Raw genomic sequence first — 21,076 nt, 5'->3', positions numbered from 1 at the left:
CCCCGAGACTACCGTGCCCCGCTCCATCCTGATCCTGCTTGGCCATCCCGACCGCGACAGCCTGTGCGGCGCCCTCGCCCAGCGATATGCGACCGCCGCCGGCAACGCCGGCCACCACGTGCGCATGATCGCCTTGGGCGACCTTCAGTTCGACCCGGTGCTGCGCCACGGATATCGTCAGATCCAGCCGTTGGAAGTCGACCTGCAGGACGCCGCCGATGCGATCCAGGCCTGCGATCATCTTGTGCTGGTCTACCCGACCTGGTGGGGGGCGATGCCGGCCCTGCTGAAAGGCTTCTTCGACCGGGTGCTGCTGCCAGGCTTCGCCTTCCGCTACCGGCGCGATTCGGTCTGGTGGGACCGGCTGCTGACCGGACGCAGCGCGCGGGTCATCACCACCCTGGACACGCCGCCCTGGTACTACCGCTGGATCTACCGCGACCCGGGCGTCGCCCAGATCCGCAGCACCATCCTGGAATTCTGTGGCATCCGCCCGGTGCGGGTCAGCCGCTTGGGCGCCGTGCGCAGCAGCACGGCCCAACAGCGAGAACGCTGGCTGGCTCAAGCGGCCGAGCTGGGTGCGCGAGCCGCGTAGATCCACGCCCTGCGTGGATGATCAATCAGCAGTGCGGACCAAGGTCCGCACCCACCAGGACTGGGTCGCAGTGCGGATCCAGGTCCGCCCCCATCAGAGCAGTTCAAGCCCTGCCCTAGTGCTGCTTCGGCGGCGTCGGTCCGCAGCTGTCACAGCCGCCACACGCGCCGCCACCGCCAGTGGCTGGAGGCGCGATCTTCCGGCCCAGCGCCTGCAGCCACGCCGCGCGGCCCGGCTTCAGCAGCGCCAGTGCCAGCGCCCCGCGCAGTTTGCGCACGGTGCCGGGCGCCTGCTTCTTCAGCACCACCCAGGCACTGACCAGCACGGCCACCGCGATGATCAGGTACTGGATCAGCAGGCCGGCGTCCATCAGCCGCCTCCCAGCGCCACGGTCACCTGGTAGGTGATCAGCGCCGCGACATAGGCTGCAGCAAACAGGTAGAACGCCGAGAAGCCCATCGTCTTCCACGAGTTGGTCTCGCGCTTGATGGTGGCCAGCGTCGAAATGCACATCGGCGCGTAGATGAACCACACCAGCAAGGCCAGGCCGGTGGCCAGCGACCAGCCATCAGCCACCACCGGCGACAGTGCGGAGATCGCCGCATCGTCATCGGCAGCCGACAGCGCATACACCGTCGCCAGCGAGGACACCGCTACTTCGCGCGCGGCAAGGCCCGGGATCAGGGCGATACAGATCTGCCAGTTGAAGCCCAGCGGCGCGAAGATCGCGGTCATCGCATGGCCGATCTGACCGGCATAGCTGTAATCAATGGCCGGCATCGTTGCATCGGCGGGTGCGCCCGGGAACGACAGCAGGAACCACAGCAGGATGGTCAGCGCCAGGATGATGCCGCCGACGCGCTTGAGGAAGATCATGCCGCGCTCGTACAGGCCAACGGCGAGGTCGCGCGGATGCGGAATGCGGTACGACGGCAGCTCCAGCATCAGCGGGTGCTCGCTCTTGTCACGGCGCCACTTCTTCATCACCCACGACATCACCAGCGCGCTGAGGATGCCGGCCACGTACAGGCCGAACAGCACCAAGCCCTGCTGATTGAAGATGCCGATCTTGCCGGCAGGAATGAACGCACCGATCAACAGGGCATATACCGGCAGCCGCGCCGAGCAGGTCATCAGCGGTGCCACCAGAATCGTGGCCAGGCGGTCACGCGGGTCTTGGATGCTGCGGGTGGCCATGATGCCCGGCACGGCGCAGGCGAAGCTGGACAGCAGCGGGATGAACGAGCGACCAGACAAGCCCGCCGCCGCCATCATGCGGTCCAGCAGGAACGCGGCACGCGGCAGGTAACCGGACTCCTCCAGCGCGAGGATGAAGGCGAACAGGATCAGGATCTGCGGCAGGAACACCACCACGCCCCCCAGGCCGGCGATGATGCCGTCGGTCAGCAGGCTGGTCAGCGGCCCCGCTGGCAATACGCTGGCGGCCAGTTCACCCAGCCAGGCAAAGCCGGCCTCGATGCCATCCATCAGCGGCGTCGCCCAGGCGAACACCGCCTGGAAGATCAGGAACATCACCACGACCAGGGTGATCAGGCCGAACACCGGATGCAGCAGCCAGCGGTCGAGCGTGTCGTCGATCTTCGCGGTCCGCGCCGGCATCCGCACGGCGGCGGCCAGGATGGCGCGCACCTGCGCGTGGTAGTCCGCGCCACTCTCAGCACCGGCCAGCGGTGCATCCAGATGCGGCACCATCGTGTCCAGACGTTCCACCAGCGCACGTGCGCCCTGCTTGCGCACCGCCACGGTTTCCACCACCGGCACACCGATCTCGCGTTCCAGCGCGGCAACGTCGATCTGGATGCCGCGACGCTGCGCGGCGTCGACCATGTTCAGGGCGATGATCATCGGCTTGCCCAGCTCGCGCAGTTCCAGCGCGAAACGCAGGTGCAGGCGCAGGTTGGTGGCGTCGATCACGCACAGAAGAACGTCCGGCGCGGCCTCACCCGGGTAGAAGCCCCGGCACAGGTCGCGGGTGATCGCCTCGTCGAGGCTGGCCGGATGCAGGCTGTAGGCGCCCGGCAGGTCGAGCACCGCGAACTCGCGACCGGACGGCGCACGCAGGCGGCCCTCCTTGCGCTCGACGGTGACGCCGGTGTAATTGGCGACCTTCTGCCGGCTGCCGGTCAGCTGGTTGAACAGGGCGGTCTTGCCGCTGTTGGGATTGCCGACCAGCGCGATGCGCAGCGGTGCGGCGGTTGCGGTGGCACTCATGCGCGTCCTTCCTGACTGGCCGGGTCGATGAGCACACGCCGGGCCTCACTGATACGCAGCGCGAAACGGGTGAACCCGACCTGCACCAGCAGCGGCTCGCCGCCGACCGGACCTCGCGCCACCAGGCGCACTTCCTCACCCTTGACGAAGCCCAGCTCGCGCAGGCGCCGGGCGATGGCATCGTTGGCATGCAGGTCCTGCACGGAATCGACCACGGCCGAGGCGTGCAGGGGCAGTTCGGACAGCGTCATCTAGCGTGTTCTCTGCTGGATGTAAATGGTTCTCGATTCTAACATTCCCGCGTCGCGTCATGGCCCATGACCAATGGCCCGCTATGATCCATACAGGTATGGAGCAACCCCGGAATCCCATGAACGATGCTTTGCAGATCGAGCGCAGTGGCGCTGTCCTGACCCTCTGGCTGAACCGGCCGGAGCTGCACAACGCCTTCGATGCCGGCTTGATCGCCCGGCTGACCGCGGCCCTGGAAGCGGCCGGCCGCGATGACACGGTGCGAACGGTGGTGGTGGCCGGCCACGGCGCCTCCTTCTCCGCCGGTGCCGACATGCAGTGGATGCGCGGCATGGCCACGGCCAGCGAGGCGGACAACCGTGAGGACGCCCTGGCCCTGGCCCGGCTGATGCGCACCCTGGACGAGCTGCCCAAGCCGACCCTGGCCCGGGTCCATGGCGCCGCCTTCGGTGGTGGCGTCGGCCTGGTGGCCTGCTGCGATATCGCCATCGCCACCAGCGCCGCCCGCTTCGGCCTGACCGAGAGCCGACTGGGCCTGCTGCCGGCAGTAATCTCGCCCTATGTGATCGAGGCCATCGGCAGCCGCCAGGCCCGCCGCTGGTTCGCCACCGGCGAGCACTTCGACGCCGACACCGCACTGCGTATCGGCCTGATCCACCATCTGGTGGAGCCCGAGCGACTGGACGAGGCGGTACAGCGGCAGCTGGCCCTGCTCGACAAGGCCGGGCCGATCGCCTCGGCGTCGGCCAAGCTACTGGTCCGCCAGGTTCGCGACGCCGATGATCGCGACAGGCTGGACCGTGACAATGCCGCCCTGATCGCTCGCCTGCGGGTTTCCGCCGAGGGCCAGGAAGGTCTGGGCGCCTTCCTCGACAAGCGCGCACCGCACTGGGTCACGGAGGCCTGACATGCTGGACCATATCGGTGTGAACAGCGGCGACCTGCCCCGCAGCAAGGCCTTTTTCCTGCAGGCGCTGGCACCGCTGCAGATCGGCCTGGTGATGGAGGTCACTGCCGAACAGACCGGCGCCCATGACCACGTGGGTTTCGGCAGCCACGGCAAGCCGTTCTTCTGGCTGGGCAATGCGGCACCGCTCAGCCAGGGTGTGCACGTTGCCTTCGTCTGCGGCGAACGTGCCCAGGTTGACGCGTTCCACGCAGCCGCCCTGGCCGCAGGGGGCCGCGACAACGGCGCACCCGGCCTGCGCCCGTGGTACCACCCGGACTATTACGCCGCCTTCGTGATCGACCCCGATGGCAACAACATCGAGGCGGTCTGCCACCTGCCCGGATAGGGCCTTCCGCCGCAACCCGCTACAGGCGTGGCCGCTTGTGCGACCCGCCTGCGTATCTCATCTGGCAGCCTGGTGAAGACCGGGCCGCCTCCGTTTCCCAGGAACCGCCGTGACCCCAGCCGATCCCATTCGCCCTGCCTGCTCCCTTCCGCCTGCCGCGGGAGTGCTGCGATGAGCGATTTCGTCCGCATCGTCGAGGTCGGCCCACGCGATGGGCTGCAGAACGAAAAGCAGGCCGTGGCCACCGCCGACAAGATCGCCCTGATCGATCGCCTGTCGGCCACCGGCCTGCGCACCATCGAGGCGACCAGCTTCGTCAGCCCGCGCTGGGTCCCGCAGTTGGCCGACGCGGCCGAGGTCTATGCCGGCATCCAGCGCCGCCCGGGCATCGCCTATCCGGTACTGGTGCCGAACGAACAGGGCTACGACCGTGCGCGCGCGGTCGGCGTGCAGGAAATCGCGGTGTTCACCGCTGCATCGGAAGCCTTCAACCGCACCAACACCAACGCCGGCATCGATGAGTCGCTGGCCCGCTTCAAGCCGATCCTGCGTCGTGCGGCGGCTGATGGCGTGCGCGTGCGTGGCTACGTCTCCACCGTGCTCGGCTGCCCGTACCAGGGCGAAGTGCCACTGGCCGACGTCGTGCGTGTGGCCCGTGCCCTGCACCAGATGGGGTGTTACGAAATCTCGCTGGGCGACACCATCGGCGTCGGTACGCCGCGCAAGGCCCGCGCGATGCTGCAGGCAGTGGCTGCCGAGATCCCGATGAGCGCGCTGGCCGTGCATTTCCACGACACCTACGGCCAGGCCATCGCCAACATCGCCGCCTGCCTGGAAGAAGGCGTGCGCGTGGTCGACAGCGCCGTGTCCGGTGCCGGCGGCTGCCCGTACGCGAAGGGCGCCAGCGGCAACGTGGCCAGCGAGGACGTGGTGTACCTGCTGCAGGGCCTTGGCCTGGAGTGCGGTGTCGACCTGCCATCGCTGGCCGAGACCGGCCGCTGGCTGGCCGGGTTGCTCGGCCGCGCTACCGCCAGCCGCGTCGGGCAGGCGCTGGCGGCGACATGAACGACAGCGGCCCGCGCGACCGTCCGGCCATCGGCGATGCTTCCGCCGCAACCGACGACGCGCTGGCCGCTCTGGACGCCGCGCTGGCCGCTTCCCCATCGCCGGCCCAGGCCAGGCTGCTGCGCAAGGCGCGGCAGGCCTTGGCCGATGCACAGCAGCGCGAACTGGATACCCAGGCCCGCTACGCCGCGCTGTTCGACGCCGTGCCCGACCCGGTCAGCATCCTCAGTGCCGAAGGCGTGGTGCTGGACGTCAACCGTGCCGGCATCGTCGCCTACGACCGCCCCCGCGAAGACATCGTCGGCCAACCCATCGAACTGCTCAACCCGGACCTGCCCAGCGACCACCTGCAACCGGTGTGGGAAGCGCTGAACCGCGGCGACACCTACGTCATCGAAGTAACCAACATGCGCGGCGATGGCAGTCGCTTTCCGGTGGAGGTGCATTCGGCCGGCTTCCAGGACCGTGGCCAACCCTGCATCGTCGCCGTCGCCCGCGACCTGAGCGGACGCTGGCGCGCAGAGTCCCGCTATCGCCTGTTGATGGAGTCGATCGACAAGGGCGTGATCCTGTTCGACCGTGATCTGCGCGTTTTGTCCGCCAATCCCGCAGCGCACCGCATCCTCGGCCTCACCGGCGGTGGCGTCGGCTTGAATTCGATGCTCGATCCCGAAGCCTGGATCATCGTCGACGAACACGGCCATCCGCTGACTCAGTCACAGTGGCCGACCAGCCGCTGCTTCCAGGCCGGGCGGATGATCCGCAGCACCATCATCGGCCTCTACCACCGCCCACGCGGCCGCATGCTGTGGTTGTCCACCACCAACGTGCCGGTGTTCGGCAACGGGTGCGACCAGGCCGACCATGTCTATGCGATGTTCAGTGACATCACCGAACTGAAGCGCAACAACACCCTGTTCGCACGCGCACAGTCACTGGCCCACATCGGCGGCTGGGAATGGGATCGCGGTCTGCAGCGCCTGTACCTCACCGATGAGGCACGGCGCATCGTCGGCCAGCCAGCCGATCTTGAGGACATGCCGGACCTGCTGGACTGTCTGCGCAGCGACGACCGCGCCGCCCTGCAGCAGGCGCTGGCTGACACCATCGAGCACCGCAGCAGCTTCGGCCTGGAGCTGCAGGGCCAGCGCCGCGATGGCCACTCGTTCTGGATCCGGATGATCGGTGAGGTCTCGGCGGGCGATGTCGATGCCGCGCGCATCACCGGCACCGTGCAGGACATCACCGAGCGCAAGCAGGCCGAGGAAACCCTGCGCGTGCAGGCCCGCACCGACCCGCTGACCGGCATCATGAACCGCGATGCGGTGCTGAGCGACCTCGGCGTGCGCATGGACAGCCCCAGCCACGACCGCGTGGCCGTGCTGTACATCGACCTGGACCGTTTCAAGGTGGTCAACGATCTGCTCGGCCACAACGCCGGTGATGAACTGTTGATCGAAGCGACCCGGCGCATCGCCACCGCGATCGGCACCGAGGGCCTGCTTGCACGCTTCGGCGGCGACGAGTTCCTGGTGATCTGCGACCTGCGCGACCAGCCGGACCAGGCCGAGCAACTGGCCGAGCGCATCACCGCAGCCTTCTCGGCACCGTTCCAGCTGGGCAGCGACGAATTCCCAGTCACCGCCAGCATCGGCATTGCCCGCGCCCCGCGCGATGGCAACCGGCCGCAGCAGCTGATCCAGAACGCCGACACGGCGATGTACGAGTGCAAGCGACGTACCCGCAACGGCTGGCAGGTGTTCTCCCCGGAACTGGCGCAGCGCCAGCACGACCGCCTGCAGATCGAGAGCCGGCTGCACAAAGCCCTCGATGGCGACGAGTTCCACCTGGTCTACCAGCCACAGGTCAACCTGCGCAGCGGCGCCACCATCGCCTGCGAGGCATTGATCCGCTGGCACAACACCCAGTTGGGGCCGATGCGGCCGGACCTGTTCATCCGCCACGCCGAGCACACCGGCGACATCGTGCGCATCGGTCAATGGGCGCTGCGCGAAGCCTGCCGTCAGGTCCGGCAGTGGCAAGACGATGGGCTGGGCCTGGTGCGGGTGGCCGTCAACGTTTCCTGGCGGCAGTTCGTCGGTGAGGACCTCGCGCGCTGGGTGCGGCAGGTGCTGGACGAGTTCGGCCTGCCCGGCAGCGTGCTGGAACTGGAGTTCACCGAGCGGGTGCTGATCGAAGATGCGCCGGACACCCTGCGCACCTTCGCCCGTCTGCGCGAGATGGGGGTGATGCTGACCATCGATGATTTCGGCGAAGGCTACAGCGCCCTGAACTACCTGCGCCGCCTTCCCATCCATGGGCTGAAACTGAGCCAATTGTTTGTAGAAGGCATCCCCCGCAACCGCTCGGATGTGGCGGTCTGCGAGGCGGTCTGCGCGATTGCCCGCAGCCTCGGCCTGGGCGTGGTTGCCGAGGGCGTGGAAACCGAGCCGCAACGGCAGTGCCTGCTCGACCTGGGCGTGACCGTCGGCCAGGGCTTCCTGTTCGCCCACGGCCTGCCCGCCGCGGACTTCGAACGTCGCCTGCGCCGCGCCCGCGAACTGGGCTGAGGCCGGCGGCGCAGTAAACAACGGCAGTTGTCTATGCTTCCGTTAGAATCAGTGACTATTGAATATCCAGGAACATGCAATGCAGCTGTCTTACGTACGTGCCGTGATCACTGGCGGCGTCTCCGGCCTCGGCCTGGCCGTGGCCCAGCACCTGGTTGCCCAAGGCGGCAAAGTCGCCCTGTTCGACCTCAACGACGCCAAGGGCGCGACCGCTGTTGCCGGGCTGGGGCAGGACAACGCCCGCTATTTCAATGTCAACGTGAGTGATGAAGCGTCCGTGTCGGCCGCCATCGACCAGGCCTGCGATTTCCTCGGCGGCCTCAATGTCGCCATGAACTGCGCCGGCATCCTCGGCGCGGGCCGCGTGCTCGGCAAGGAAGGTCCGATGCCGCTGGCCGGGTTCCAGGGCACGGTGATGGTCAACCTGGTCGGCAGCTTCAATGTCGCCAAGGCCGCCGCCAACCGCATGCAGCACAACGAGGCGGGCGTGGACGGCGAGCGCGGCGTCATCATCAACACCGCCAGCGTTGCCGCCTACGAAGGGCAGATCGGCCAGGCCGCCTACTCCGCCTCCAAGGGTGGCGTGGTGGCGATGACCCTGCCGATGGCCCGCGAGCTCTCGCGCTTCGGCATCCGCGTCAACACCATCGCGCCGGGCGTGTTCTGGACACCAATGGTCGATGGCATGCCGGAAGCCGTACAGGAATCGCTGGCGGCGTCGATCCCGTTCCCGTCGCGCCTGGGCAAGCCGGAAGACTTCGCCAGCCTGGTCGGCCACATCCTCGGCAACACCTATATCAACGGCGAGACCATCCGCCTGGACGGCGCCATCCGGCTCGCTCCGAAGTGATTCCCCCCGGGCGCCGGGACGGCGCCCTCCCCCAACGACCAACATCATCATGAAAGCCAACGACATCAAGAAGGGCAACGTCGTCGAGTTCAACAACGGCGTCTACCAGATCCGCGACATCGAGCGCAGCTCGCCGCAGGGTCGCGGCGGCAACGTCCGCTTCCGCTTCATCATGTACAGCGTGCCGGGCGGCAACAAGCTCGACGCCAGCTTCGATGCCGACGACAACCTGGTCGAAGTCGAACTGCTGCGTCGCCAGTCCACCTACTCGTACAAGGACGGCGATGCCTTCGTGTTCCTCGATGACGAGGACTACACCCCCTACACCCTGGACGCGGACGTGATCGGCGATGACGCCGGCTACATCACCGACGGCCTGACCGGCATCTACGTGCAGGTGATCGACGATCTGCCGGTGGCGATCCAGTTGCCGGCCTCGGTGGTGCTGGAAGTGGTCGAGACCCCACCGGAACTGAAGGGCGGCACCGCCACCAAGCGCCCGAAGCCGGCCAAGCTCAACACCGGCATCGAAATCATGGTGCCGGAATACATCGTCAACGGTGAGCGTGTGCTGGTGAACACCAGCACCGGCGAATTTGCCGGCCGTGCCGATTAACCGCGCTGCGCTGATCGCCTGCCTGTCCCTGCTTGCGGCGTGCTCGCCGCAGGCAGCGGACAGCACCGGTGACGTCGCCGCGGATGCGGTGACGCAGCCCGCCGCAGCGGACACCGCTGCCGCTGCGGTTACACCGGCTGCAGATGACGCAGATGCTGTGGCGACGCTGGCGGGCACCCTCGAAGAAGACCAACAGGCGCGGGTCGCGGCCGGTTGCACCGTCCCCGATGACGTCGGTTTCGTGCAGGACATCCGCATCTACTGCGACATGCCCGCCGATGTGCAGGCCTTCATCGCACGGGAGAACAGCTGTCAGCATTTCGCCGGCGAAGAAGCCTACGACGACGCCCGTCGTCGCGAGCTGGAAGCCGCTACTGCCAGGTTCTGCGACGATCGAGAGAAGATCTTTGCCGACCTGGTGGCCCGCCATCGCGATGACTGCGCGATCCGGAAGGCGTTGATCGGTGTGAACCTACGCTACGACCTGTCTCCCGATCTGGATCTGAAGCCCTGCGAGGGCTGACGCAAAAAAGGGGACGGATGGGATCACGTCATTTGTGGCAAAAACGACGTGATCCCATCCGTCCCCTTTATTCTTATTTGCCGCCGAAGTTGCCGCAGCCGTGGTACTGGCGCGTGCCCACGGTCAACATCGCCTTGGCCTCGAACGCTTCACCGCTCATGTCGTCCTGGCAGGTGGTGCGCTGGAAGCTCAGCTTGATGTCGGTGCCATCGGCCGCCTTGCCGACCCAGCCGTCCGCGCCCTCGGTCGGCTTGGCGACCGCGAAGCGGCGCTCGCCGTAGTCGACCTCCACCTGCAGGCCCGGCGCATCACCGTCGACGACGGCCAGCCAGCCCGGCTCGTTGCCGGTGGCACGGAACGCGGCGTTGCCGGCGCTGCCGTCGCCCTCGGTCGCTTCCACCGCGCCACACTCACGGTCCACCTCGCCCTTCAGACTGAGCAGCGCTTCGTCACTGCCGCGGGTCCAGAAGCTGTTGCCCTTGCCATCGGCATACTTCGCACCGGAGGCCGCGCGTTCGGAGGACATCGCGAAACTGCGTTCGCCGATCACAACCGTCGCTGCGTCTCCGCCGTTGAAGGTCGCACGCACGTCGAGGTCGCCGCAGCGATAGAGGGTTTCGCTGCCGCTGCCATCAACAGCAGCGAGCACCGGTGCTGGTGCTGGCACTGGCGTTGCGGCGACATCGCCTGCGCCACTGGAGGCGGGCGTCTGCGCCGGCTGGCAAGCGCTCAGCGCAAGGCCGAGGGAGGCAGCCAACAGACTGGGAATTACACGCATGGCTCGACTCCTTGTCGAAACTACAGAGACCTTGGACCCTACCATCTGCACGCAAACGGGGCCTGAAAGCCGCATGACCGTGTTCAGCCTGCCAACACCGTCATCGACAGCAGCTGCGCGCCACTGGCACCGGAACAGCTTGTCCAGACGCGCAGCAGGCGCAGGCGCTGCACATGTTCGCGTCCCAGCCAGTGCACATGCAGCTGAACATCGCCGGACAACAGCGCCAGGCGACCACACAACAGTGTTTCCACCGCATGCACCTGCAGCGCGTGAATCTGCAGACGGCCTTGTCGCCAGTCCTGCAACCAAGGCAGGTCGAGCATCCGGCCGCCCTGCCCGTCCATCATGAACAACACCGGTGACAGCAGTGCCGTTGCCGCACCATGGTCACCATCCAGCAACGCATCGCGCAGCTGCTGCTCCAACACGCGCAGCTGCGCCTCGTACAGGCCCTCAGGGCTCCTGCTTTCCATCCACCTGCTTTCCATCCACCTGCTTTCCATCCACGCTTCCTCCCGGCGTCGGCCGGCGTCGGCGCAGGCGCTGCGCAAGCCAAATCTGCGCACCCTGCACCACCACATAGAACACCGGCACGAAGAACACGGCCAGCACGGTCGCACTGACCATGCCGCCAAACACGCCGGTACCGATGGCCTGTTGCGTTTCCTTTGAAGCACCCTGCGCCAGCATCAGCGGCACCACGCCCAGCGCGAACGCCAGCGAGGTCATGACGATCGGCCGCAGCCGTAGGCGCGCTGCTTCGATGGTCGCCTCGACCAGGCCGCGTCCTTGCTGTTGCAGCTGGCGGGCGAACTCGACGATCAGGATCGCGTTCTTCGCCGAAAGCCCGATCACCGTGATCATGCCGACCTTGAAGAACACATCATTGGGCATCTCGCGCAGCAGCACTGCAGCAACGGCGCCGAGCAGGCCCAACGGCACCACCAGCATCACCGCAAGCGGAATCGACCAGCTCTCGTACAGCGCCGCCAGCACCAGGAACACCACCAGCATCGACAGCAGCAGCAACCACGGCGCCTGCGCGCCGGACTCACGCTCCTGCAGCGACTGGCTGGTCCACTGCAGGGCAAAGCCCGCTGGCAGCTGCTGCGCAAGGCGCTCCATCTCGATCATCGCCTGGCCGGTGGACACCCCACCTGCGGGTGCGCCGGACATATTCAATGCCGGGAACCCCAGGTAACGCTGCAGCTGCAGCGGCGCCTCGGTCCAGTGCGGGGTGACCAGCTCGGACAACGCCACCATGCCACCCTGGCTGTTGCGGACGTACAGCTTCATCACGTCATCCAGCTCCATCCGGTACAGCGCATCGGCCTGCATGATCACCTGCTGCATGCGCCCGCGATTGGGAAAATCGTTGACGTACTGCGAGCCCATCGCCGCCGACAGCGTGGCACTGATGTCGGTGAATGCCACGCCCATCGCTTCGGCCTTGGCGCGATCGATGTCCAGGCGCACATTGCTGCCCGCCGGCAGGCCATCGGCGTGCACTTCGGCCAGCAGCGGACTGGCTTCTGCCAGCTTCAGCAACTGCTGTAGGGCGGCCCGCAGCTCGGCCTGGCCCTGCCCGGTACGCGCCTGCAGCGCCAACGAGAATCCGGAGGAACGGCCAAGGCTGTCGATGGCGGGCGGCATCACACTCATCACCTCGCCTTCCGACACCGTCGCCATGGCCTGCTGTGCCGCCTTCACCTCATCCGCTGCGGTGCTGCCGCCGCGCTCACCCCAGTCCTTCAACATGGTGTAGGTCAGCGCCGCGCTCGGGCCGGAACCGGAGAAGCTGTAACCGAGGATGGCCTGGTTGGACGCGATCGCCGGCCGTGAGGCAACGTGTTGTTCGTAGGCTTCGACCACCGCCAGCGTGCGTTCGGCGGTTGCTTCCGCCGGCAGCTGGATGGAGGTCATGAAATAGCCCTGGTCCTCTTCCGGCAGGAACGCACCCGGCAACCAATGCAGGCCGATCAGCAGTGCCACCAGCAAGGCAGCAAACAGGCCCATCACCCGGCCACTGCGCCGCAGTACGGCCGCCACGCCCAGCTGGTAACGCTCGGTCATCCGCTCGAAGCCACGGTTGAACGCACCGAACAGACCGCCGCGGCCATGGTGGCCACGCGTGCCCTGGCGCAGCAGCGTCGCGCACAACGCCGGGGTCAGGCTCAGCGCCAGCAGTGCCGAGAACAGGATGGACACCGACATCGCCACGCTGAACTGGCGGTAGATCGCACCGACCGAGCCACTGGCCAGCGCCATCGGGATGAATACCGCCGTCAGCACCAGGGTGATGCCGATCACCGCACCGGTCAGCTCACGCATCGCCTTGATCGTGGCCTCGCGTGGCGGCAGGCCTTCTTCGGCCATGATCCGCTCCACACCCTCGACCACCACGATCGCATCGTCAACGATGATGCCGATGGCCAGCACCATGCCGAACATGGTCAATACGTTGATCGAGAAACCCAGCGCCAGCATCACCGCAAAGGTACCCAGCAGCGCGATCGGCGCGACCAGGGCGGGGATCAGCGTGTAGCGCCAGTTCTGCAGGAACAGGTACATCACCGCAAAGACCAGCAGCATCGCCTCGATCAGGGTCTGCAGCACCTTCTGGATCGAGACCTTGACGAAGGGCGCGGTGTCGAACGGAATGCTGGATTCAACACCCTGCGGCAGCAGCGGCTGCAGGTCGGCCATGCGTTCGCGCACAGCCGTGGCGGTGCGCACCGCATTCGCACCGGGGCGCAGCTGCACGCCGGCCGCCGTCGCCGGATAGCCATCTTCGCGCGTGCCCCAGGCATAGCTCTGCGCACCCAGTTCGACCCGGGCGACGTCACCCAACAGCACCCGCGAACCATCGGCACCGGCGCGCAGCACGATCGCCGCGAACTGCTCGGGCGTGGACAGCTGGCCTTCGGCACTCAAGGGCACGGTGATGCGCTGGCCGGGAACACCGGGCGAATCGCCGATGCGACCCGGCGAGATCTCCAGGTTCTGCTGCTCGATCGCGCTGGCCACATCGCCCATGGTCAGGCCGTAGCCGGTCAGCCGGGTCGGGTCCAGCCAGATCCGCATCGCCTGTTCGGCACCGAACAACTGCACGCGGCCGACGCCGTCGATGCGCCGCAGCTCTTCGATGATGTTGCGCGCCATGAAATCGCCCAGCGCCGCTTCGCTGACACTGCCATCGGGTGAGCGCAGGCCCACCAGCATCAGGAACCCCGAGTCGGCAGCCTCCACGAACAGGCCGTTCTGGCGCACGCTGCGTGGCAGGCGTGGCTCGATCGCCTTGATCCGGTTCTGCACGTCCACCTGTGCCAGCTCCGGGTCGGTGCCGGGCTTGAAGGTGGCGGTGATCGACGCTTCGCCGGAGGTATCCACCGACGATTCGAAGTACAGCAGGTGTTTGACGCTGGACAGCTCACGCTCGATCAGCCCGACCACCGCATCATTCAATGTCTGCGGGCTGGCGCCCGGATAGCTGGCATAGATGCTGACGCTGGGCGGTGCGACTGCTGGATAGCGCTCGACCGCCAGCCGCGGAATGGCCAGCACGCCGGCCAGGATGACGAAGATCGCCAGCACCCAGGCAAATACCGGGCGATCGATGAAGAATCGAGCCATGTCGTAGGTTCCTGGAAGGGCTCAGCCCTGGCTTGCGGATGTCGGCGTTGCGCTGGCGCTGGCGACCGGCACCTGCCAGTCGCGCGGATCGACCAGCACGCCCTCCTGCAGGCGCTCCTGGCCTTCCACCACGACCTTCTCGCCCGCCTTCAGGCCATGCCGCACCAACCATTGCCGGTTGACGCTGCCGTCCACCTCCAGCGTGCGGATCACTGCTTTGCCATCGGCGGCGATGACCCAGGCATAGGCCTGGCCACCGGCGCTGCGCAGCACCGCCTGTTGTGGCAGCAGCAGCGCGCTGGCCGGCGCACCGCGCGGCACCCGGGCACGCACATACATGCCCGGCAACAGCTGCCGCTCAGGGTTGTCGACCAGGATGCGCAGGATCACATCACCGGTGCGTGCATCGACATTGACACCGGAGAACAACAGCCGGCCGCGCTCGGGCAGCGGCGTACCCGCCGCGCCGATGATCGTCACCGGCAGCTCGCCGTCCACCGCACCGCGCCGCAGGGACTGCAGCTGCGATGCAGGCTGGCGCACGTCCACATAGACCTGGTTGATCTGCTGCACCACCGCCATCGGCTCGGCATCGGCGACGCCGACCAGCGCGCCTTCGGTCACCAATGCCTGGTCGATGCGCCCATCGATCGGTGCACTGACCGTCGCATAGCGCAGGTCGAGCTGGCGTCGCGCCAGGATCGCGCGTGCTTCGTTGACCGCTGCGCGGGCCTGCTCGTGCTCGGCGCTGGCATCGTCGCGATGCTGCTGGCTGACCGCCTGCGCGGCGGCGAGCGCCTGCAGCCGCTGTGACTGCAAACGACTGCGGCCAAGGGCGGCCTCGCTGCGCTGCAGGGCCGCCAGCGCCGAATCGACGTCGGCGCGGAACGCCGCCGGGTCGATCTGGAACAGTGGCTCCCCGGCATGTACTTCCGCGCCCTGCTCGAACATCCGGCGCTGCACGATGCCGCCGACCTGCGCACGGATCTGCGCGGTGCGCACCGCCGCCACCCGACCGGGCAGTTCATCATCGCGCTGCACCACCTGCGGGCCGACGGTAACCACGCTGACACGCGGCACGGCTTCGACGGTGGGTTCGGAGCGGGAGCAGGCCGTCATGGCCAAGGCGAAGGTCGCGACCAGCGCGACCGGAGTCCTGAAGGTTCTCATTGCTGTGCACAGTGCCGCAGACGCGGCTGACGAATCATGAAGCGCGCAGTGTGCGTGGCGATGATGGGGTTTCGATGGAGGAACTGTGGAGATACGATGGAGGGCAAGCACCTTCCGGCCTCGCCTTGCCATGCATGCCTCCCCTGCCCTCGCGGCGCTGGTCCTGATCGTCGAGGACGAAGCCGAGATCGCCGACATTCTTGCCGCCTACCTTGAACGCGAGGGCCTGCGCACCCTGCGTGCGGCCGATGGCCAGATTGCCCTGGACATGCATCGCAGCATGCGCCCGGACCTTGTACTGCTGGACGTGCAGCTGCCGCGGCTGGATGGCTGGAGCGTGCTGACCCAGCTGCGCCAGCGCGGCGAAACGCCGGTCATCATGCTGACCGCGCTGGACCAGGATCTGGACAAGCTGACCGCACTGCGGATGGGCGCCGATGACTATGTAGTCAAACCGTTCAACCCCGCCGAGGTGGCGGCGCGCGTTCGCGCAGTACTGCGGCGTACGCTGCGCAGTTCGCGGGCGGATGCGCCCAGTGCCCTGCGCGTCGGCCCGCTGCTGATCGACACCGCCACCCACGCGGTGCATGTGGAGGGCGACGGCTACAGCCACGAGCTGCTGCTGACCCTGACCGAGTTCAAGCTGCTGCATTGCATGGCATTGGCGCCGTCACGAATCTTCAGCCGCAGCGAGCTGATGCACGAATGCCTGCCGGAAAGCGAAGCGCTGGAACGCACCGTGGACAGCCATGTCAGCAAGCTGCGGCGCAAACTGGACGAAGTGGGCCTCACCCAGATTCCGGCCAGCGTGCGCGGTGTCGGCTACCGCCTGATGGCAGACCGCTGATGCGCCGCTCCGGGCTCAGCCGGCACATCATCGTGTCGATGTCGCTGATGGTCGTCGGCGTCATCGTGATGGTGATCCTCTCTTCGTGGCTGCTGTATGCGGTGCTGATCGAGTTCTTCCCGGCCAGCGCCGAAGAGCCGGAAGGATGGCTGCCGACTGGGCCTGAACTGGCGTGGATGGTCGGGGTGATCCTGACCGGGCTGGCGCTGGCGATCGCCGCCTCGTTCCGCCTGGCCCACCGCATCCTGTCGCCGCTCAATTCACTGGTGGACAGCGTACGTGCGCTGGCGGGCGGCGATCTCGGCGCGCGCGCCACGGCCGAGGCCAACTCCCCCGGCGAGGTCGCAGCGCTGGTGGACGACTTCAATGCGATGGCGCGCCGCCTGCAGCACATGGAAAGCGAACGGGTAATGTGGCACGCGGCCATCGCCCACGAACTGCGTACGCCGGTGACGATCCTGCGCGGCCGCCTGCAGGGCCTCGCCGAAGGCGTGTTCCAGCCTGATGAGTCGCAGTTCCGCAGCCTGCTGGCGCAGGTCGAGGGCCTGTCGCGGCTGATCGAGGACCTGCGGGTACTGAGCCTGGCCGACAATGCCCGCCTCGATGTGCGCCGCGCCCGCACCGACGTTGTGGCCGAAGTGCATTCGGTGATGACCCTGGTCGATCCTGCCTTCCGCAGCGCCGGCTTCGTGCTGGAGCTGGAAACCAGCCGCGAAGAGCACCCCGCCCATTGCGACCCGACGCGGTTGCGGCAGGCGCTGCTGGCCTTGCTGGAGAACGCGCGCCGCTATGCCAACCCGGGCAAGGTACGCATCGCCGTGCATGACACCGTGGCCCACGTGCAGGTGGCGATCGAGGACGAAGGCCCCGGTATCGACCCGGCCCTGCACGCGGACATCTTCAATCCGTTCATGCGCGGCGACGGCTCACGATCGCGCCTGGGCGGTGGCAGTGGCCTCGGCCTGGCGGTGGTCAAGGCCATCGCCGATGCGCACGGCGGCCAGGTCTACTGCACCCCGGGCACGGCCGGAGGCAGTCGCTTCGTCATCGAGCTGCCGCGCCAGTAGGCGGCACTTCGGCCGCCTGCTCACGTACGCGCGCACCCAACACAGCGAGATTGCGGTCGATGTCATCCAGCTCACGTCGCTGTGATGGCGGCAACTGCGCGCGCAACTGCACGCGAAGTGCCTGCCAGGCGGGTACGGCCTGTGCGCTGGCAACGTTCACGGCGCGTGCAACCTCTGCCTGTTCTTCCGCCTGCGGCAGGCCATAGCCCGCGTCAGCCAGCAATTGTCCGGGCCGCAACCACTGCCCGCTCTGTTCCAGCAAAGCGCGCAGTGAACGGGTGGCGCTGCTGTCCGGGTCGGCCAGCAACCGTCGCTTCAGTGCATCGCGTGATCGCAGTTCCGCGCGCCGCTGCGCGGCCTGTTCCAACAGCAGCAGGCCGGCACTGGCACGTACATCGCCGCGCAGCAACCACGGTGCGCGCTGTTGCGCCGGTAGCGCCAGCCATGCGCGCACATCGCGTGCCGGCAACGCCATCTGCGCTGCGGCAACCGAGAACAACTGCTGGTAGTGATCGCGCGCGGACGCAAAGTAGTAGCCCTGCGCTTGGGCCTGCCCGGGATCGGCCAGCACCTGCTCGTCCAGGGCATGCAGCCGCGCCAGCCGTCGCCGCAACCCGCGCGGGCTCAGCTGTGCCAGGCCGGCTTCGCCCAGACGCGGAACACCGGCCTGCAGCAGCTTCGCCGTTTCGACCGCGCAGTTGTTGCTGACGAAGTAATAGCGGCCGTCATAGCTCCAGTGCACTTGTGCAGTGCGCTCGAGCAGGCTGGCGATCTCGGTGCGGTCCAACTGCAGCGGCAGCGAGGCCAGTCCGCGCAGCTCTACCTTGGTGTATTCGTCCACCACCTGTTGCAGCGGCAGCACGAACAGGCGCGATGGATAGCCACCGGTCAGGCCGCGCCAGTTGGAGATCTGCACATCGCCGACGAAGGCGCGGAAGGACAGCACCCGATGATGCTCCAGGTCCAGCCTGCAGTCCGGTCCCGGTGCGCGGCCGGGACGGCAGATCACCAGCCGCAGCATGCTGTGGCCCCAACGGCTCATCGGCTGCGCATTGCCTTCGGCAAACAGATAGTCCACGGCGTACACCCGGGCCGGGTCCAGTGCCAGCAGCGAAGCGGCGCCCTCTTCCGCGTCGGCCTGCAACAGCGGAACGGTGCCCGCGCAGTGCGCCGCAGGCAACGATGGCGGCGTACCGAAGTGTGCGCGATACCACTGCGCCAATGCCGGGCGGCGGCACGCGAACTCTGCATCGAGCACGAAGTGTTCGGCGTTCACCGCCAGATATTCGGCCGGGTCGGTCAGTTCGTAGGCATCGGGGCTGCGGTCGCGGAAGGCATTGTCACCTCGGCCCAGATGCCATGGCTTGCGCTGCCAACCTGCAAGGTCACGCCAGCGGGCGCTGCGCGACCAGTTCGCGCCGCCACGGTCGGCGACGTGGGCCAGTTCATGCACCAGTGCGCTGCGCCGCGCGCGGCGGGCACCGGCCACGTCATCATCCAGCAGGTCGCGACGCAGCGCGATGCGTCCGGCGAAGGCGCGGCCATGTACGTTCGCGGGCAGGTCGTCACGCCAGCCGACCTTTACCTGCGCGGGCAATGCCCGCAGCAGGCCTTCCGGCAGCAGCGACTGCACATCACTCAGTGTCTGCGTCGCCACCTGCTGCTGCGCCGGGCTCAGCCCGGTCGGGTCCAGCTGCAGGCGCTCAGCCGCATGCGCAGCGTGAGCGATCAGCAGTAGAGCCACGCCATGCGTGGCTGCGTTCCGAACAGATGTCATGAGGTTGCCGGCCAGCGGCCGGCGCTACCCGGGCGCTGAATCAACGCGCCAGAAGCGCGCGCGCCAGCTGCAGGTCGCTCTGCTGCTGTGCAGCTGCATCGTGCTCGCGCAGGTGCACCAGTGCCGCCTGTAGGCGTGCGCCACGGATCTGGCCATCGCTGGCGACAAAAGCCGCCGCATCATCGCGCGCAGCCAGCACCACCTTGTCATCGCCCGAGCTGCTGCCCGAGGAACCCGAAGAGGCGCCCGTCGCCGACCCGGCCGAGGTGCCGGCAAAGCTCGAAGCGAAGCCGGCCAACGGCAGGGACAACAGGGCAAGCAGCAGAAGCGGACGGATCATGGTCAGGGAGTTCATCGATTGGGTGGGTGGAGCGTAACGGCTGGGTGAAGTCTTTGCCCGTGTCAAAGGTCGAACAATTTGCCGGGATTCAGCCGCCCTTCGGGATCGAACGCGCGCTTGACCGCCTTCATCAGCGCAATCTCGGCCGGGCCACGGGTGCTGTCCAGGTAGCCCTTCTTGACCAGGCCGATGCCGTGCTCGGCCGAAATGCTGCCATTGAAGCGCGCCAGCACCTGCGCCAGCAGCTTGGTCACGTGCTCGCACTGGGTCACGAAGTCGGCATCGCTGGTGTCATCCGGCTTGAGCACATTGATGTGTAGGTTGCCGTCACCGATATGGCCGAACCAGACCACATCGAAATGCGGGTAGGCGTCGCCGATCAGCGCCTGGGTCTCGGCCAGGAACGCCGGCATCGACGAGATCCGCACCGAAACATCGTTCTTGTAGGGCTTGTAGCGCGCCAGCGCCTCGGTGATGCCCTCGCGCAGGCGCCACAGCTGCGCCGCCTGGGCATCGCTGGCACTGATCACCCCGTCGCTGACCCAGCCATTGCCCATGCAGTCTTCGAAGGCGGCCATTGCCGCAGCTTCCTGCGCTTCATCGCCGGCAGCGAATTCGGTCACCACGTAATAGGGGTGTACTTCATCGAACGGTGCCTGCGCGCCGTGTGACAGCACGTGCTCCAGCGCACGGTCGGTGAAGAATTCGAAGGCCTGCAGCTGCAGTCGCGCGCGGAACGCGGCGAACACCTGCATCAGCACGTCGAAGCTGGGCAGCGCCAGCAGCATCACGTTGCTGGCCGGTGGCGGGTCAGTGAGTTTCACCGTGGCCTCGACGATCACACCCAGCGTGCCTTCCGAGCCGATCAGCAGCTGGCGGAAATCGTAGCCGCTGGAGTTCTTGATCAGACCCTTGTTGAGCTCGAGCAGTTCGCCCGTGGCAGTGACCACCTTCAGGCCAGCGATCCATTCGCGGGTATTGCCGTAGCGGATCACGCGGATGCCACCGGCGTTGGTGGCGATGTTGCCACCGATCGAACACGAGCCGCGTGCCGCGAAATCCACCGGATAGATGAGGCCATGTTCCAGCGCGGCATTGTGCAGCGCCTCCAGCGGCATGCCGGCCTGCACCACCAGCGTGCGATCAACCGCGTCGTAGGCCAGCACCTTGTTCATCCGCTCCAGGCTCAGCACCAGCTCGCCATTCGCCGCTACCGCGCCGCCGGACAGGCCGGTGCGACCACCGGACGGAACCACCGCTACACCCTCGGCTGCGCTCCAGCGCATCACTGCCTGCACTTCATCGACCGTGGCCGGCAACGCGATCGCCAGCGGCGCCGGCGTCCAGCGCCGGGTCCAGTCGCGACCGTAATGCTCCAGGTCGGCAGCGTCGGTCTTCAGCTTCAGGCCGGGACAGGCCTGCTGCAACGAGGCAATGCGGGAATCGGTCATGACGGTCCAGCG

The 21,076-nt window shown here is 67.2% G+C and carries 20 protein-coding genes; 10 read left to right on the top strand and 10 right to left on the bottom strand.

Annotated features, from left to right (window positions below):
• Positions 1-13 precede the first annotated feature (13 nt).
• Complete coding sequence (locus ACQ5SA_RS00765) at positions 14-595, top strand: NAD(P)H-dependent oxidoreductase (protein WP_499312071.1); 582 nt, start codon at positions 14-16, stop codon at positions 593-595.
• 115 nt (positions 596-710) lie between these two features.
• Here the strand turns inward: ACQ5SA_RS00765 and ACQ5SA_RS00760 are convergent, their stop codons facing one another.
• The 3 genes from ACQ5SA_RS00760 to ACQ5SA_RS00750 are packed head-to-tail and all read right to left on the bottom strand — an operon-like array spanning position 711 to position 3,078.
• Entirely contained in the window at positions 711-965 is a 255-nt protein-coding gene (locus ACQ5SA_RS00760; protein ID WP_089240910.1) for a DUF6587 family protein, read from the bottom strand.
• On the bottom strand, positions 965-2,827 hold the full coding sequence (gene feoB, locus ACQ5SA_RS00755) for a ferrous iron transport protein B (protein ID WP_499312069.1): 1,863 nt from the start codon (positions 2,825-2,827) through the stop codon (positions 965-967). The genes ACQ5SA_RS00760 and feoB overlap by 1 nt, the downstream gene beginning before the upstream one ends.
• A complete protein-coding gene (locus ACQ5SA_RS00750; RefSeq protein WP_222389751.1) occupies positions 2,824-3,078 on the bottom strand; it encodes a FeoA family protein in 255 nt (84 codons plus the stop codon). The genes feoB and ACQ5SA_RS00750 overlap by 4 nt, the downstream gene beginning before the upstream one ends.
• 119 nt (positions 3,079-3,197) lie before the next feature.
• Between ACQ5SA_RS00750 and ACQ5SA_RS00745 the strand changes: the two genes are divergently transcribed.
• The 7 genes from ACQ5SA_RS00745 to ACQ5SA_RS00715 all read left to right on the top strand — a co-directional run bounded on the left by ACQ5SA_RS00745 (position 3,198) and on the right by ACQ5SA_RS00715 (position 9,998).
• On the top strand, positions 3,198-3,986 hold the full coding sequence (locus tag ACQ5SA_RS00745; protein WP_499312067.1) for an enoyl-CoA hydratase-related protein: 789 nt from the start codon (positions 3,198-3,200) through the stop codon (positions 3,984-3,986).
• Position 3,987: 1 nt separating this feature from the next.
• The gene (locus ACQ5SA_RS00740) at positions 3,988-4,374 is read left to right on the top strand and encodes a VOC family protein (RefSeq protein WP_230111084.1); all 387 of its coding nucleotides are present in this window, start codon (positions 3,988-3,990) and stop codon (positions 4,372-4,374) included.
• A 171-nt stretch (positions 4,375-4,545) separates the two neighbouring features.
• Positions 4,546-5,439, top strand: a complete 894-nt coding sequence (locus ACQ5SA_RS00735) for a hydroxymethylglutaryl-CoA lyase (RefSeq protein WP_499312064.1) — start codon at positions 4,546-4,548, stop codon at positions 5,437-5,439.
• Entirely contained in the window at positions 5,436-8,009 is a 2,574-nt protein-coding gene (locus ACQ5SA_RS00730) for a sensor domain-containing protein (protein WP_499312063.1), read from the top strand. Before ACQ5SA_RS00735 ends, ACQ5SA_RS00730 begins: the two co-directional genes overlap by 4 nt.
• A gap of 79 nt (positions 8,010-8,088) precedes the next feature.
• Positions 8,089-8,859, top strand: coding sequence for an SDR family NAD(P)-dependent oxidoreductase (locus ACQ5SA_RS00725; RefSeq protein WP_499312061.1), 771 nt, complete (start codon positions 8,089-8,091; stop codon positions 8,857-8,859).
• A gap of 49 nt (positions 8,860-8,908) precedes the next feature.
• Positions 8,909-9,475: an elongation factor P-like protein YeiP gene (gene yeiP, locus ACQ5SA_RS00720; RefSeq protein WP_089240894.1), complete on the top strand. Its 567-nt coding sequence runs from the start codon at positions 8,909-8,911 to the stop codon at positions 9,473-9,475.
• On the top strand, positions 9,465-9,998 hold the full coding sequence (locus ACQ5SA_RS00715) for a hypothetical protein (RefSeq protein ID WP_499313246.1): 534 nt from the start codon (positions 9,465-9,467) through the stop codon (positions 9,996-9,998). The genes yeiP and ACQ5SA_RS00715 overlap by 11 nt, the downstream gene beginning before the upstream one ends.
• Before the next feature lie 73 nt (positions 9,999-10,071).
• On the opposite strand, the gene ACQ5SA_RS00710 is transcribed toward ACQ5SA_RS00715, so the two are convergent.
• The 4 genes from ACQ5SA_RS00710 to ACQ5SA_RS00695 all read right to left on the bottom strand — a co-directional run bounded on the left by ACQ5SA_RS00710 (position 10,072) and on the right by ACQ5SA_RS00695 (position 15,582).
• Positions 10,072-10,776 (bottom strand): COG3650 family protein, encoded by a 705-nt coding sequence (locus ACQ5SA_RS00710; RefSeq protein WP_353101151.1) that lies wholly within the window; start codon positions 10,774-10,776, stop codon positions 10,072-10,074.
• An 83-nt stretch (positions 10,777-10,859) separates the two neighbouring features.
• Complete coding sequence (locus ACQ5SA_RS00705) at positions 10,860-11,252, bottom strand: nuclear transport factor 2 family protein (RefSeq protein ID WP_353101152.1); 393 nt, start codon at positions 11,250-11,252, stop codon at positions 10,860-10,862.
• On the bottom strand, positions 11,233-14,412 hold the full coding sequence (locus ACQ5SA_RS00700; protein WP_499312058.1) for a multidrug efflux RND transporter permease subunit: 3,180 nt from the start codon (positions 14,410-14,412) through the stop codon (positions 11,233-11,235). Before ACQ5SA_RS00700 ends, ACQ5SA_RS00705 begins: the two co-directional genes overlap by 20 nt.
• A gap of 21 nt (positions 14,413-14,433) precedes the next feature.
• Entirely contained in the window at positions 14,434-15,582 is a 1,149-nt protein-coding gene (locus ACQ5SA_RS00695; RefSeq protein WP_499312057.1) for an efflux RND transporter periplasmic adaptor subunit, read from the bottom strand.
• A gap of 130 nt (positions 15,583-15,712) precedes the next feature.
• On the opposite strand from ACQ5SA_RS00695, the gene ACQ5SA_RS00690 reads away from it, so the two are divergent.
• Positions 15,713-16,429, top strand: coding sequence for a response regulator (locus ACQ5SA_RS00690; RefSeq protein WP_089240884.1), 717 nt, complete (start codon positions 15,713-15,715; stop codon positions 16,427-16,429).
• A complete protein-coding gene (locus ACQ5SA_RS00685) occupies positions 16,429-17,496 on the top strand; it encodes an ATP-binding protein (RefSeq protein WP_100465229.1) in 1,068 nt (355 codons plus the stop codon). Before ACQ5SA_RS00690 ends, ACQ5SA_RS00685 begins: the two co-directional genes overlap by 1 nt.
• On the opposite strand, the gene ACQ5SA_RS00680 is transcribed toward ACQ5SA_RS00685, so the two are convergent.
• The 3 genes from ACQ5SA_RS00680 to ACQ5SA_RS00670 form a co-directional block, all read right to left on the bottom strand.
• Complete coding sequence (locus ACQ5SA_RS00680) at positions 17,474-19,273, bottom strand: DUF7844 domain-containing protein (protein ID WP_499312055.1); 1,800 nt, start codon at positions 19,271-19,273, stop codon at positions 17,474-17,476. The genes ACQ5SA_RS00685 and ACQ5SA_RS00680 overlap by 23 nt on opposite strands.
• Before the next feature lie 40 nt (positions 19,274-19,313).
• Positions 19,314-19,613, bottom strand: coding sequence for a DUF2388 domain-containing protein (locus ACQ5SA_RS00675; RefSeq protein WP_180166948.1), 300 nt, complete (start codon positions 19,611-19,613; stop codon positions 19,314-19,316).
• A 62-nt stretch (positions 19,614-19,675) separates the two neighbouring features.
• Positions 19,676-21,064 carry a D-2-hydroxyglutarate dehydrogenase gene (locus tag ACQ5SA_RS00670; protein WP_499312054.1) on the bottom strand — a complete coding sequence of 463 codons (1,389 nt, stop codon included), beginning with the start codon at positions 21,062-21,064 and terminating at the stop codon, positions 19,676-19,678.
• Positions 21,065-21,076: the final 12 nt, after the last annotated feature.

The organism is Stenotrophomonas indicatrix, assembly GCF_050573115.1.
Classification (GTDB): Bacteria; Pseudomonadota; Gammaproteobacteria; order Xanthomonadales; family Xanthomonadaceae; genus Stenotrophomonas; species Stenotrophomonas lactitubi_A.
The sequence above is the reverse complement of the archived record's forward strand: the minus strand, read 5'-3'. Positions and strand labels throughout refer to the sequence as shown.

Excerpts from the sequence above, each read along its gene's own strand:
- ACQ5SA_RS00735 (WP_499312064.1), top strand. The coding sequence starts at position 4,546 with ATGAGCGATTTCGTCCGCATCGTCGAGGTCGGCCCACGCGATGGGCTG.
- ACQ5SA_RS00740 (WP_230111084.1), top strand. The coding sequence starts at position 3,988 with ATGCTGGACCATATCGGTGTGAACAGCGGCGACCTGCCCCGCAGCAAG.
- ACQ5SA_RS00750 (WP_222389751.1), bottom strand. The coding sequence starts at position 3,078 with ATGACGCTGTCCGAACTGCCCCTGCACGCCTCGGCCGTGGTCGATTCC.
- ACQ5SA_RS00675 (WP_180166948.1), bottom strand. The coding sequence starts at position 19,613 with ATGATCCGTCCGCTTCTGCTGCTTGCCCTGTTGTCCCTGCCGTTGGCC.
- ACQ5SA_RS00705 (WP_353101152.1), bottom strand. The coding sequence starts at position 11,252 with ATGGAAAGCAGGAGCCCTGAGGGCCTGTACGAGGCGCAGCTGCGCGTG.
- ACQ5SA_RS00700 (WP_499312058.1), bottom strand. The coding sequence starts at position 14,412 with ATGGCTCGATTCTTCATCGATCGCCCGGTATTTGCCTGGGTGCTGGCG.
- ACQ5SA_RS00745 (WP_499312067.1), top strand. The coding sequence starts at position 3,198 with ATGAACGATGCTTTGCAGATCGAGCGCAGTGGCGCTGTCCTGACCCTC.
- ACQ5SA_RS00670 (WP_499312054.1), bottom strand. The coding sequence starts at position 21,064 with ATGACCGATTCCCGCATTGCCTCGTTGCAGCAGGCCTGTCCCGGCCTG.
- ACQ5SA_RS00680 (WP_499312055.1), bottom strand. The coding sequence starts at position 19,273 with ATGACATCTGTTCGGAACGCAGCCACGCATGGCGTGGCTCTACTGCTG.
- ACQ5SA_RS00730 (WP_499312063.1), top strand. The coding sequence starts at position 5,436 with ATGAACGACAGCGGCCCGCGCGACCGTCCGGCCATCGGCGATGCTTCC.
- yeiP (WP_089240894.1), top strand. The coding sequence starts at position 8,909 with ATGAAAGCCAACGACATCAAGAAGGGCAACGTCGTCGAGTTCAACAAC.
- ACQ5SA_RS00695 (WP_499312057.1), bottom strand. The coding sequence starts at position 15,582 with ATGAGAACCTTCAGGACTCCGGTCGCGCTGGTCGCGACCTTCGCCTTG.
- ACQ5SA_RS00760 (WP_089240910.1), bottom strand. The coding sequence starts at position 965 with ATGGACGCCGGCCTGCTGATCCAGTACCTGATCATCGCGGTGGCCGTG.
- ACQ5SA_RS00690 (WP_089240884.1), top strand. The coding sequence starts at position 15,713 with ATGCATGCCTCCCCTGCCCTCGCGGCGCTGGTCCTGATCGTCGAGGAC.
- ACQ5SA_RS00710 (WP_353101151.1), bottom strand. The coding sequence starts at position 10,776 with ATGCGTGTAATTCCCAGTCTGTTGGCTGCCTCCCTCGGCCTTGCGCTG.
- feoB (WP_499312069.1), bottom strand. The coding sequence starts at position 2,827 with ATGAGTGCCACCGCAACCGCCGCACCGCTGCGCATCGCGCTGGTCGGC.
- ACQ5SA_RS00685 (WP_100465229.1), top strand. The coding sequence starts at position 16,429 with ATGCGCCGCTCCGGGCTCAGCCGGCACATCATCGTGTCGATGTCGCTG.
- ACQ5SA_RS00725 (WP_499312061.1), top strand. The coding sequence starts at position 8,089 with ATGCAGCTGTCTTACGTACGTGCCGTGATCACTGGCGGCGTCTCCGGC.